The sequence below is a fragment of the Planctopirus hydrillae genome (genome assembly GCF_001707835.1).
Taxonomy (GTDB): Bacteria; Planctomycetota; Planctomycetia; order Planctomycetales; family Planctomycetaceae; genus Planctopirus; species Planctopirus hydrillae.
In genome coordinates this window covers 44,630-57,591 of sequence record NZ_LYDR01000050.1, presented here as the reverse complement: position 1 = coordinate 57,591, position 12,962 = coordinate 44,630, and the positions used below count along the sequence as shown (strand labels likewise).

General features: G+C 56.8%; 9 protein-coding genes. 3 read left to right on the top strand and 6 right to left on the bottom strand.

Annotation, left to right across the window (positions count from 1 at the left end; all coding sequences use genetic code 11):
* Nucleotides 1-170: 170 nt before the first annotated feature.
* Both A6X21_RS06635 and A6X21_RS06630 read left to right on the top strand, forming a co-directional pair.
* A complete protein-coding gene (locus tag A6X21_RS06635; protein ID WP_068846831.1) occupies nucleotides 171-2,771 on the top strand; it encodes a DUF1592 domain-containing protein in 2,601 nt (866 codons plus the stop codon).
* Nucleotides 2,772-2,816: 45 nt separating this feature from the next.
* A complete protein-coding gene (locus A6X21_RS06630; protein WP_068846830.1) occupies nucleotides 2,817-4,118 on the top strand; it encodes a DUF1552 domain-containing protein in 1,302 nt (433 codons plus the stop codon).
* Nucleotides 4,119-4,250: 132 nt separating this feature from the next.
* Here A6X21_RS06630 and A6X21_RS06625 read toward each other — a convergent pair whose 3' ends face one another.
* The 5 genes from A6X21_RS06625 to A6X21_RS06605 all read right to left on the bottom strand — a co-directional run bounded on the left by A6X21_RS06625 (nucleotide 4,251) and on the right by A6X21_RS06605 (nucleotide 9,670).
* Nucleotides 4,251-4,520 (bottom strand): hypothetical protein, encoded by a 270-nt coding sequence (locus A6X21_RS06625; protein ID WP_068846829.1) that lies wholly within the window; start codon nucleotides 4,518-4,520, stop codon nucleotides 4,251-4,253.
* 843 nt (nucleotides 4,521-5,363) lie between these two features.
* The gene (locus A6X21_RS06620; protein WP_068846828.1) at nucleotides 5,364-5,792 is read right to left on the bottom strand and encodes a carboxypeptidase regulatory-like domain-containing protein; all 429 of its coding nucleotides are present in this window, start codon (nucleotides 5,790-5,792) and stop codon (nucleotides 5,364-5,366) included.
* A gap of 202 nt (nucleotides 5,793-5,994) precedes the next feature.
* On the bottom strand, nucleotides 5,995-6,915 hold the full coding sequence (locus tag A6X21_RS06615; protein WP_068846827.1) for a DUF1559 domain-containing protein: 921 nt from the start codon (nucleotides 6,913-6,915) through the stop codon (nucleotides 5,995-5,997).
* Between the two features lie 523 nt (nucleotides 6,916-7,438).
* Nucleotides 7,439-9,115: a FecR family protein gene (locus A6X21_RS06610; RefSeq protein ID WP_068846826.1), complete on the bottom strand. Its 1,677-nt coding sequence runs from the start codon at nucleotides 9,113-9,115 to the stop codon at nucleotides 7,439-7,441.
* Between the two features lie 3 nt (nucleotides 9,116-9,118).
* Nucleotides 9,119-9,670, bottom strand: coding sequence for a sigma-70 family RNA polymerase sigma factor (locus tag A6X21_RS06605; RefSeq protein WP_240490185.1), 552 nt, complete (start codon nucleotides 9,668-9,670; stop codon nucleotides 9,119-9,121).
* A 275-nt stretch (nucleotides 9,671-9,945) separates the two neighbouring features.
* On the opposite strand from A6X21_RS06605, the gene A6X21_RS06600 reads away from it, so the two are divergent.
* Nucleotides 9,946-10,506, top strand: coding sequence for an REP-associated tyrosine transposase (locus A6X21_RS06600; protein WP_068846825.1), 561 nt, complete (start codon nucleotides 9,946-9,948; stop codon nucleotides 10,504-10,506).
* Between the two features lie 108 nt (nucleotides 10,507-10,614).
* On the opposite strand, the gene A6X21_RS06595 is transcribed toward A6X21_RS06600, so the two are convergent.
* On the bottom strand, nucleotides 10,615-12,609 hold the full coding sequence (locus A6X21_RS06595; protein ID WP_068846824.1) for a sigma-54-dependent Fis family transcriptional regulator: 1,995 nt from the start codon (nucleotides 12,607-12,609) through the stop codon (nucleotides 10,615-10,617).
* Nucleotides 12,610-12,962: the final 353 nt, after the last annotated feature.

Genomic DNA, 12,962 nt, shown 5'->3' with positions numbered 1-12,962 from the left:
ATTCAGCACCCAAACTTGCCTCTTCTGCCACCACGCTCATCCTCCCCATCCCCGCATGCCACAATTCCATGGCAATTCCCCATGCTATCCATTATATTTATCTTTACTTATGGGTGTACTCGCGATGTATCGGCCAGAGAATGTCGAACTGGCCCAGCTGAGGTTTTGTAATGCTGAGGGTCTTTGTCCTCATCGCCGGACTGTTTCTCGCGACCTCCGTGCGGGGTGCAGAGGATTTGACGGCCCTGCTCAAGACCAATTGTCTGGCCTGCCATGATGCGTCAAATCCTTCGGGTCAGTTGAATCTCTCCGCTTTGCCACTCCATCCGGCCGATCCACGGAATGCCGAAGTCTGGGTGCGGATTCATGACCGCGTTCAATCGGGGGAGATGCCTCCCAGGGATGGCGAAGCGATCACACCGTCGGATCGCACCGCGCTGCTCCGCGTCATCAACCATGCCATCACCACCGAGGAAGAGCGGCAAACCAAAGTCCAGGGCCGGGCCACCCGGCGTCGCCTCAACCGCATCGAGTACGAGAACACGCTGCGAGATCTGCTGGATGCCCCATGGCTGCCAATTCGCTCGGTCCTGCCCGAGGATGCCGTCGCCCACGGCTACAACAAAGTCGGCGATGCACTGGATGTCTCCCACGTGCAGATGGCCCGCTATCTGGAAGCCGCTGATCTGGCCCTCAATGGCGTTGTGGTCGATCAGGTGAAGCCACCAGAAGTCGTCGTCAGGAAGTACTATGCCCGGGAACAAAGTTCGTTTGCCCGCAAGATGACCTTCAGCCAGTTCAATACCGCCCCCGAACGGGCCGCGTTCCCCGTGATGGGATACACCGCCCAGCCCAAGGTGCGCGACGGCACCGAGCCAATGTCTGTCGGTGCGGCCGATCCAGTGGCGCGGGAACTTGAAGGGATCGGTCTGGTGCAGGGGGCTTACGAACCGGTCGAACCGAAGTTCGATCAGTTTCGCGCACCCGCGTCAGGCCGTTACAAGTTGCGGATTATGGCCCATTCGGCATGGGTCGGGCCGAATGGCTCCAATCATAATCTCAAGAATCCCAAGGCCAAGTCGCCCAAATGGTTCATTCCCAATCTGGATGATGTCAGCGCGGGTCGACGCTCCGAGCCGGTGACCATCTACGCCGAAATGCCACCTCGGCAGTTGCGACGTCTGGGTGCGTTCGACGTTCAGCCGGAAGCGGGTATTCACGAGTTGGAAGTCGATCTGCTGGCAGGTGAAACCATCCGTCCCGACGCCTCCCGCTTCTTCCGTTCACGCCCCGGCGAAACACGCTGGCAGAATCCGTTGGCGGAAGCCGATGGGCAACCAGGTGTCGTTTATCGCTGGCTGGAGGTCGAGGGGCCCATTCACGAGGTCTGGCCACCAAGGGGGCATCAATTGCTCTTTGGCGACCTGCCGATGCGTCTTCCGGCGGGAAGCAAAAGGAAAGGTCAATCCGTCGAAATCGTCTCTACTGATCAACAGGCCGATGCGACTCGATTGCTCAAACAGTTCGTCGAGCGGGCCTACCGTCGACCAGTTTCCGAATCGGAACAGCTTCGTTTCCTCCCCGTGATTCAGCAACAGCTCGCTTTAGGTGTCTCCTTTCGCGAGGCGATGATCGCAGGCTATACGGCGGTCCTCTGCTCGCCGGAGTTCACCACCTGCCATAGTGAACCCGGCCCGCTCGACGACTTCGCACTCGCTGCGAGGCTCTCCTACTTCCTCATCAACTCCGAACCCGATGCCGAACTTCGCACTGTGGCCAAAACCGGCCGATTGCGCGAGGCTCAGGTCTTGCGGCAACAAACCCAGCGACTGCTCGACGACCCCCGCCGGGATCGCTTCGTGACGTCGTTCATCGACTACTGGCTCGATCAACGCAAAATCCTCAATAACTCCCCCGATGCAGGCCTTTACGGCGACTACTATCTCGACGACTGGCTCACCGACTCCGCACTCGAAGAAACCCGCCTCTACTTCACAGAGATGCTGACTGGTAACCTCCCCGTGAGGAATATTATCGACTCCGATTTCACCTTCGCCAACGAACGGCTCGCCCTCCACTACGGTCTTTCCGCAATGGAGGGGAATACCTTTCGAAAGGTGATGCTCCCGCCCGATTCGGTGCGTGGCGGCCTGCTCACACAGGCCAGCATCTTGACCGTCACCGCCAACGGCACCACCACCTCGCCCGTCGTTCGCGGGGCCTGGGTCATGGATCGCATTTTGGGAAAGACACCGCCCAAGCCGCCCCCTGTTCCCGCCGTCGAACCCGATCTGCGTGGTGCCACCACCATTCGGGAACAACTGGCCAAACATCGCAATCAGGTCTCGTGCAATGGCTGCCACGCCCAGATTGATCCACCGGGATTCGCCCTGGAAAGCTTCGATATCGCGGGCGGCTTCCGCACGAGATACCGCGCTCTGGCCGAGAAAGAGACCCGCGTTGCCGGTCTGGCCCGCAGCGGCCAGCCCCTCCAGTTCAAGGAAGCTTTGCCCGTCGATGCCAGCGGTCAATTGGCCACCGGGGAATCTTTCCAGGACATCACCCAGTTCAAAAGACTCCTCCTCGCCGATGAACGGCAACTGGCCCGCAATCTCGTCGGTCAATTCACCGTTTATTCCACCGGAGCACCGGTTCGATTCAGTGATCGACCGGCGATCGAGTCGATACTCAATGAGGCGGCGGCAAACGGCTACCGCACTGCCGATCTCATTCACGCACTTGTCCAAAGCCCCCTGTTTCTCAATAAATAGTTCAATACTTCGCAATAGTTTGTGCACGATCGAGGATTCCCCGTTATGAATCGCATTACCGGAATGGCCGTGCCACGGCGTCTGTTTCTTCAAGCCGCCGGTGTGGGCTTGGCGCTGCCGCTCCTGGAATCGATGACACCCGCTTTGGCGAAGACTCCCAGGGAGTCGGAAACACCCCGGCGATTTCTTGGCATCTGCAACAACCTTGGCCTGCTTCCAGAGCACTTTTTTCCCGAGGGAACAGGGCGCGATTACGAGGCTTCGACCTACCTGAAGCTCCTCCAGCGCCACCGCAACGACTTCACCGTCTTCAGCGGTGTCTCCCATCCCGATGTCGATGGCGGCCACCCCGCCGATATCTGCTTTCTCACAGCCGCCCCCCATCCCTCCAGCGGTGGCTTCCGCAACACGATCTCGCTCGACCAGTACATCGCCGAGCAGATCGGCATCAAAACCCGCTTTCCCTCGTTGACGCTGGGCGTCAACACCTCTGGTGGTCTGCGCAGTCTCTCGTGGACGGGATCTGGCGTGCTGATCCCCTGCGAGGAAAAGCCCTCCGCCATCTTCCGTGCCATGTTCACCCAGGGGTCGCCGGCGCAGATCGAGGCCCAGGTGAGGAAACTCGAGCAGGGGCAGAGCATTCTCGATGCCGTCGCAGGACAAGCCAAAGATCTCCAGAAGTCGCTCCCCGCACGAGATCGCGAGCGGCTCGACCAATACTTTGGCAGCGTGCGCGATCTCGAACAGCGGCTGGCCGTCGGTAAGGAGTGGGAACGCAAACCCAAACCCGCCGCGCCCGGCCCCGTCCCGACCGATATCTCCACACCTGCGGAATACATGGCCAAGACGAAGCTTATGTACGACATGGCCCGCCTCGCCTTCGAGAGCGATTCGACCCGCTCGGTCACGTTGATGCTCGACAGCGTCAACTCGCCGGTTCTTGAGCTGGAGGATCACGAGATCACCGAGGGCTACCACAACCTTTCGCATCACGGCAAATCCCCCGCAAAACTGGCCCAGCTCCAGGCGATCGACGAGTGGCACATGAAGCTCTTGGACGGCCTCTTCACCTCACTCAAGGATTCCCAAGAGGATGGCCAGCCGCTCCTCGACCGCACGATGATCCTCTACGGCTCGAACCTGGGGAACGCCTCGACCCACGTGACGACCAATCTCCCCACTCTCCTGGCAGGTGGCGGATTCCGACACGGCCAACACCTCGGCTTCGACCGCGACCGCAACTACCCGCTCCCCAACCTCTTCGTCAGTATGCTCCAGCGCATGGGCATGGAAACCGACCGCTTCGCCAGCTCCACCGGCACAATGCGCGGCCTCGAACTGGCTTAATCAGGCTCCCATCAGCCGAGAGCAACCAGGTCGGAATACGGCTTTACTCTGGTAGATTTCGCTAGAGTAATGGTTTCTTGAAAGTGCCAGACAAGGCTCGATCATTTATTGACTACGAGGTCGCTCTTTGCGCTACCGAGAGCCCGCAGCCGTTCGTGAATTGTACCAGGCGACAGTTACGACAATCACCAATCCGACGAACAATCCAACTGCTGTCCCTTGTGTAACACCCAGTCCCAGCCCGGCTTGTGCCAGATTGATGGGAGATTCCGGTGGTAGCTGAAAGACAGTTCGATAGTAATCCGGAGCAGCGGAACCAAGCAGATATCCTGCCACAGCCCCAAAAGATCCAAAGGCGACACCGCTTGAGATTGTGATCAGAAATCCACGCAGTACTGTCATCGGCTTTCCAGAGAACCCAAGTAAGACCGCTGAAGTGTGAGCACTCACGAATTCAGTCTGCTGGCACCACAGTCGCTTTTCAATCCCTCTCTTCCCCCATTCTTTGTCAACAACGTAGCCCTCAGTTCTAACCACCAACTCCCAACCCCCAACCCCCAACCCCCAACAAAAAACACCCCCAGACCACTGTGACCAGCAGCCTGAGGGCGTCTTGAAAATGTCCCGGTTCGTGTCAGTCCCCGCGCAACGTCCCACCACCGAGTTCCCTTTGCGAAAAGGGGATCTGATACGCTTTCCATGAAAAGATAGCGCTCTGTGTGCCATGCTTGCAGCTTTGGGCAAGCATGTCTTCGCGACCAGCAACGCGCAATTGTTTTCAGGCAACCGTATGAAGAGTGGGGGAAAGCCGTTGCGGGTTGGATCTCACCCTGACGATTGTTGTCACCCTGGCAATCACGATTCAGGTTGAGTGTTCGTGATCACCGAAAGCCGAACAACCGCACGCAAATATCTCGAATTCGAGTGGAGCACTGCGTGAACGCAACACTCCAACCGGCGGCGATTGTCACATCACCCCGGCGAGAGGCCCTGACCGAGCCCAGGTGAAGCACCCTCTGTCCGGAGTCACAAGCAGGGAAATTCTCCCCCATTTGCGAGGCGCGCCCAAACAAGAGCCTTCACCCTATCAGACCCCGTTGCGCCACGCCCAAGTAGGGTCAGCTGTGCGGACCATGTTCGACATGGCATGTCGAAGTGATTCAAGAACCTTAGCTTTTCAGGCAGCGCCACGATTCCATCGGGGCAATTTGCGTCCAACGCGTGCTGGTTGAATCGGTTGATTTCTCACTGCTTGAGCGACTTCAACTCGAAAGCAATCTCATTGGTCCCGGGTTTGACCTCCGCCTTGAGGTTCGACCTCGCGTGATAGATATCCGGCAGGATCTCCTGCACAACATTCCGCGAACCTGTTTCGGGAATCTCCAAGACATCATAGGTGCTGATCTTCACCTCATGGGTGCCAATGACGGCTCCGCGAACGTCGGCAACATACATCAGTTCGTAGACACCATCGCTATCAGTGCTGCCGAATGAAGGACGCCCCTGGGCCGGCTGGAAGTAAACCTTCGCCGCAGGGACGGGAACACCATCCAGCGTCACCTTCCCGCGGACGCGGGCCAGCTCCGGTCGATCCGATGAACCGCCGCAACCGGCAGCCAAAACTGACAAAGACAGGCTGAACCCAATCAGACCCACAATACAACGCAAAGACATCACACAGATCCTCGACAACACGATGCCGATACAACGCCAGAAAAGACTATTCGGGGATGATGCCAGCCGACGCCTGCCCCTGGATAAACCTTAAGCCGCCTCTGGGGATCGTATCCTTACTCCGAGCCGTAAGTAGGGCACAGGGCAACTTTTTCGTACGGGAATAGAGCCTTGTGAAGCAACGCTGTGAAGCATCTTCCGGCTAGAATTCACCAACAACTTCACCGCCGCTGAAGGTTGACAGATTCTTGTAAAGAGTCAGATCGACATTCTCGCTTACAAACCGGATGGAGCCATCCGCCATGAGGAAGTGCGCACCGCCAGTGTGCAGGCTGCTGAACCAACCACGGAACATCCAGCTGGCGGCTTCGGGTGTATTCATCGCATAACCGGTTGTTCCCGCCAGTTCGAAAGCCCCTTTAAAGCCACTGTTGTCGGTGTTCCCCTCGCTGACTCCGACCCAATGCGTATAAGTGTCGTTCACATTTGTTTTGATCTTTGACGCCCGCTCACCCACCATAATCGTGTTCGATGTGCCGTCCGTAATGTCCCGCATCTTTGTCCCGACATTCCGCTTGCCGAAGATTCCAGCCTGGGCCGTCATATAAGCCCGGGGTCCGGTGCCGTTGACGCCGGGATAGCTGGATCGCGATGTCAATTGGCCGGAGATCGCCTGAGCCGTAAGGATCTGACCCACATCCGATGGGCAGCGAAAGGCAGCCAGCGGCGTCTGCAGGAGTGGCCGCTTGGTGGTATCCGCCAGAGCCGCCTTGAGTGTGATCGGCCCGGGGTTCACGGTGTTGTAGAGCGGGGCCTGATCCATGTAGGGCAGGATCATCATCGTCCAACCCCACGAAGGTTCATTACAGGGGGTGGCGGCACAGGCCGCCGGGTTCTCTTCATAAAGGAACAGCGGGGGGAACTGAAGTGCCGTATCGTGATAATTATGCAGTGACAGCCCCAGTTGCTTGAGATTGTTTTTGCATTGTGTGCGGCGGGCCGCCTCGCGAGCCTGCTGAACAGCTGGCAGCAGGAGTGCAATCAGAATTGCAATGATGGCAATCACCACCAGAAGTTCAATAAGCGTAAAGGCGCGACGGCGCGAAGCATGGCAAAACTTCATACAAACTCCCGGGAACAACTCCAGCGTCCACAGCAGTCACTGCAAACGCAGACCAACACCAAAAAATGAGCGCAAAACTGGGGCAATAAACAGTTTGAACAATGACGTCTCAAGGTGGGGCAAATCAGGATGGCAGTTCAGGGCGGTAGATCACGGTTGGCTTTTAGGGAGATTGTCCAAAGAGAATCCCGATTTACCGGGGAATTTCGATCCAGATGAAAAATCAATGAAATCAGGCTCTCGGCCGCCAAGAGATCCATCAATCTGTCTGGCCCTGTTGCGCCACGTCCAAGTAGGGCCCACTGTGCGGACCATGTTCGACACCCACTTCGTCCTCCGTTCTCTCTCACCCATGGACTTCAAAAACAATTCGACTGGGAATGACTCCGCTTTCAATTGATCTTGATCTGGTAAAGCGCGGAAATAGGATCCGCTCTGCGGACCATGTTCAACATGCCATGTCGATGTGATTCGAGAACCTCAGCCAATAAAAGTACGCAGAACAAAGTCCGCATCGTGGATCCTACTGCTCAAGGGGCGGTTGGGGAGTCGCACTGCTTGTTGCGGCCTCCCAGGTAGTCGCCAGTCGCACTTCATCGACCTCATACGTCGTTCCCTGGGAGTAGATCATGATATGGTCATACTCCGTATGGTCGAAATCAGGGCGTGTCATTACCGTCCAGGCAGAAGGTTCCGACGCTTGCGGCGGTTCTTCTTTGGAGTAAATCCGCAACAGGATCTGATCTGGCGTGCTGCTTCCCGCAACAATCTTGACCACAAAAAGGTAGCTTTCACCAACCATCAGGGGAGGTGCCACCTGCAGATTCTGGTCGTTATGCGAAAGGATTGGCAGCCGCTCCGAACTCATTCCCACGACAATCCGTCGCCGTTCTTCACCGGCAATCGAGGATCGGAATGAGACGCTCGCATACTGAGGCACATTAGGTGCCACATTCTCCACCTTTCGCAACGAGAAACTGAGGTAGTAAACGTTGTCCATGTTCAGACGAAGGGGATGAGCCAGCGACCGTTTGGCCAGTTCCTTCTTGGGGGCCAGTCGTATCAACCCCGCGCGGTCATTCTGGCGACGGGATTCAAACTCGATCGACGCCTGTGGATCTGACAAGACCGTCGAGAGCTTCGGAGAACCGATGTGGTGCAGCCAGGCGCCACTCCAGCCAAACCCTCCTGTATGCCAATCATTCTCAGGCCCGGAAAGAGTGAATCCATCATAAGCCAGCAGCCCTCCTTGAGCAGGATCGCCGCCAGCAGACCTGCCAGGCGTCTCTCGCTGAAACTCCTCCGGATTGAGTGAAAGCGATTCCACCTGGGCAGTACCAAGGCGTTTAGCGTCACCAGCCTCCACGAGGCTTTCTGCAGGGGGCACCATCGCCGATTCGATGCGCACCTGACCGTCAAAGACATGGAGTTCAACATCGCCGTCATCGTCGACGAACGTGCCATATTCGGTTCCCACGTCGAACAATGTGCCACGCGGCGTCACCAGCGCGAACTCGTCCGCCATTTCATGCCCATGTAGTACGACCTTGCCCGCATCGAGATGCGCGCACTGCGCAGAAACAATCCGCAACCGGGCCGGTCCTTCCAGAACCAGGCGCACTCCCGAATCGAACCGAAATTCCGCCAGGCCGCTCTTCAGTTTCATATTGCCGGAAAGCAGCCGCTGGCCCTCCATGAGCGTGGCCGTATCGCTGGCCCAGACACAATTTGTCGAGCGGATGAACGTCGCCACAAAGGCGGGCGCCGCATCCTGCATCACAATCCGCTGGCGATTGGCGGCGGCCACCACTGGCTGCGATGTGGCAAGCAGCCGCGACACTCCGATCGTGGCAACGACTGAGAACATCGCCACCGCCAGATACCGCATCCCACGCGAGGAAAGCCTCCGCCAAGGACGCTTCCTGGCGGGTTGCGCAGGCAAAATCACTGTCGATTGAGGAAGCAGGCTCGCACCGGATTCGCCGAGTTCCATCAGTCCCTGGTCGACATCGAGCAGATGGTAATAGGTTTGCCTGGCCGCAGGATCGCTTGCCAGTAACTCTTCGAACTCGCGATGTTCTGCCGGTGTTGCCTCGCCCAGCATCATTCGCAGCGACAGCCCCGCAACACGCTGTGTCAGCCCGTCGCTCGATCTGTTTTCCGTTGTATTTGAATCGGGAATGTCTGATTCGGAAGTCATGAACTAAACCCCTTCAACCGACAGTTTGCGCTGCACACACTGCATGAGGTTCCGGCGGAGGATCCCCAACCGGTTGTAGAGTGTCTGCACCGCCTTGCCGGTCGTGGCGGCGATGTCTTTGATCGAAAAATTCTCAGCATACATTTGAAACAATAACCGCTGGTCATCGACTGCCAGCTTTTCGACACAAGTCACCAGCAGATCCAGCCGCGTCCCCTGCTGTTCAAGATGATCAACCCGCTCGCGAGACATGACATCCAGTAATTCCTGGCTGAAAGTCAGTCGGCGCCGATAGAGCGCCCGGCGGTGGTTACAAACGACAAAAAACGCGACCTTCGACGCCCACGCGAAGAAATCCCGCGTCGAGTCGTATTCACCGAATTTGCTCCAGAGGGTGAGACTTACTTTTTGCAGCAGATCTTCGGCATCATGGCGATGGGGTACCAGCGTCAGAATGAAGCCCAGCAGCCGGGAGTGTTCTTTTGTCAAAAGCGCGACAAACAGCTCGCTCCCCTGCAAAGCCTGCGACTCATTCAGATTCTGTTCCACAACCACCTCACTCTCCACACCCGCATTCTGTCAGGTTCTGCAGGTCCTCCACACTTCCAATTGTCCCGGTTCCACGAAAACTTACCGTGAAATCCACCGAAAATGCGCCTTTGATCCGTAGGGTCCGCTATGCGGACCATATTGGGCGCCCACTTATTCCCCATCCCTCACCACGATCACCCTCGAAGACGATTCAACTGGAGACGACTGCACATTCATCGTATCCTTTTGTTAAACGTCTTCTTGGCGCAATATGCTCTCTCTATGAAAACGTCCTCCCCATGCCCAACTATCGGAGAGCCTTCGTACCCGGGGGCATGTATTTCTTTACCGTCAAGACGGAGCGCAACGCTCCGGTCTTTGCCGAGATTTTCTCAGTGAGGCTGCTTGGAGAGATCTTTCGTGAAGCGATCGTCCAGTGGCAGTTCACAATAGAGGCCGTTGTGCTGTTGCCCGATCACTTGCATGCGATCTGGTCACTCCCCACCGGGGATGCCGATTATTCCCGTCGTTGGGCCTGGATCAAGAAAGAATTCACGAAAAGATATCTGGCCAGTGGCGGTACGGAGCAGTGGGTTTCTTCTTCACGCCAGCAATATCGACGTCGAGGTGTCTGGCAGCGAAAGTTCTGGGAGCATGCACTTCGCGACGAAGACGATTTTCTAAGACATTTTGATTACATCCACTGGAACCCGGTGAAGCATGGGTATGTGAACTGTCCGTCCGCATGGCCTCACTCTTCGTTTCACCGCTGGGTGGCAAAAGGAGTCTATCCCCCAGGTTGGGGTTGCCGAGATCATTCGGCACCTCTCCCGCAAGACCTCGAAGACACGGGTGAATAACCCGTAGGGTCCGCTGTGCGGACCATATTGCGTGCCTTTATTGGCTGAGGTTCTTGATTCACATCGACATGGCATGTCGAACATGGTCCGCACAGCGGACCCTACGGATTAAGGATTCGATTCCTCTTCCCCATCCCCTGCTTCCGCCATATCGAGTTGCCGCATTTTGCGGTACAGATTCGAGCGGTGCAGGCCTAACAGTCGGGCTGCTTCGCTCATGTTGTTCCGCACCCGCTTGATCGCCCGGCGGATGTATTCCTGCTGGAAGGAGTTCGTCGCTTCACTAAGGCCCATATCGAGCGATGGCTCATGAAAGCTGTCGCGCTCTGGGCTGAGTATGAAGGCCAGATCTTCAACTTCAATCCGCTCAGCCGGTGCCAGAAAAGCGACACGCTCCATCAGATTCCGCAGTTCACGCACGTTGCCGGGCCAGGCGTGCGATTGCAGGCGGCGTCTGGCTTCCGCCGAAAGATGCATCTTTCCTCGACGGGCCTGCACAGCAAACTGTTCGAGAAAATATTCGGCCAAAGGCAGAACATCGTCCGCTCGCTCGCGCAACGGCGGGATTTCTAACGTCACAACATTGAGCCGGAAGTAGAGGTCCTCGCGAAACTTCTTCGCGCGCACAGCTTCCGCCAGTCGGGCATTGGTGGCGGCAATCACGCGGGCATTGATCGGAATCGTCTGCGAACCACCCACACGCGTGATCACTTTCTGCTCCAGCACACGTAAAAGCTTGGCCTGACCACCCGCACTCAGATCGCCAATTTCATCGAGAAAGATCGTGCCCCCTTCTGCGAGTTCAAACTTGCCTCGCCGCATCTCGTGGGCATCGGTGAACGCCCCACGCTCATGCCCGAAGAGTTCGCTTTCGAGAAGTGTTTCCGTGAGTGCTGCACAATTGACAGCAATAAATGGCCGATCAGCCCGCGATCCCTGGTAATGCAACGAAGAAGCCACGACTTCTTTCCCCGTGCCACTTTCCCCAAGGATCAGGACTGGAAGATCGGTTCCCGCCAGGCGGCGGATGGTACTCCGCATCGCGACGATGGCCGGGCTTTCGCCAACGATGTGGACCCCACGCGAGACCTGCTCCGTCAGTTGACGATTCGATGTGACAAGCAGTTCGCGTTCTCTGGTGTTCTGCAGGGCCGCTGCAATCTGAATGCACAGGTCAAGAAGTGTGGTCTCATCTTCCTGCGAAAAGGGGCCCTGCCGATGATTGATGACTTCAAAAGCGCCGAGAACTTTGCCATCGAGATCGCGCAAAGGGCCGCAGAGGAGATTGCTGGTTTTATAGCCACTGGAGGCATCCACCTTGCGATGAAATCGCGGGTCAGCATAGGCGTCGTCCACACGAATCAACTGCACCTTGGAAATGACTTCTCCCACCACACCAACTTTGTCAGAAAGTCGAAGTGAACCCCCTTCGACACCCAGTGCGGGGCAGGCAATCACTTCGTGATGTTCGCGATCCCAGATGAAAATGCTGGCGCGATCGCAGTCGAGCAGTCGGGTCGCTTCCTCGGCAATTCTTGTCAGCAGTTTCTCTGTCTGTTGCTCATTGGCCAGTTGTGCAGCCAGCTTAAGAATCTCGCGCAGCTTTTCTGCTCGGTCGAGTGCCTTGATTGTTTTCTGGCACACGGCCAGCGCGGTCGCGAACGTTTGCGAAGCGAACAGCGCGGCGGGCAAATATTTTTCATGCAGGTTTTTGCCATGGATGACAAGGACAGCCGTCCCCAATGAAGACAGCCCATCTTCCTGAGGCAAGGGGGCGACGAGACAGCTTCCACTGGCTTTAACACCGATCGTCGCTGCATCACGGTCGAGTGCTTCAATCATCAGGCTCTGGGGCAGATCATCGTTGGCCAGTCGGCCGTATTGAACCATCGAGGCCCAGGCAGGTGATCTTTGCCAGATGGCGACATAGCTGACCCCCAGCAGGCCGGCAAGTCGGGCCGCAACTTCCCGCCCGAATGCATCGACAGACGTCACCCGGGGAAGTAACTGAAAAACCTCTTGCTGCCACACGGAAAATTCCGGCAGATCAGGGAATTCAGCAGCCTGACGAAACTCATTTCGAGACAACCAGCCAGCAGCCATATGGGATTCTCTCTGTCTATCTGTTGCGCCCCGAATCCCGAAGATTCGTCAGTGTATCACTTAGATTAACAATCATTGTCGCGTTGTGCGTTTTGATTTCAAAACGTAGGCGTGCGCAATCATTATGATGTCGGTTCCTGCCAAGTCAAATCGCGTTTAGCCGCTATGATGAACAAAGGCAGATTATTGACCGATCCACGCCGCAGAATTTCTGGCAGTCTTGGACCGTTTTGAAGCCGTAGTAAAGTCGTGGTGTACAAATTGACACATGATCAACTTCGTCACAGTGGCAGCGAAACACAAAGACGGCCGTTATGCTACATTCCACGAACTTTCAGCGATGGATTGCCTCA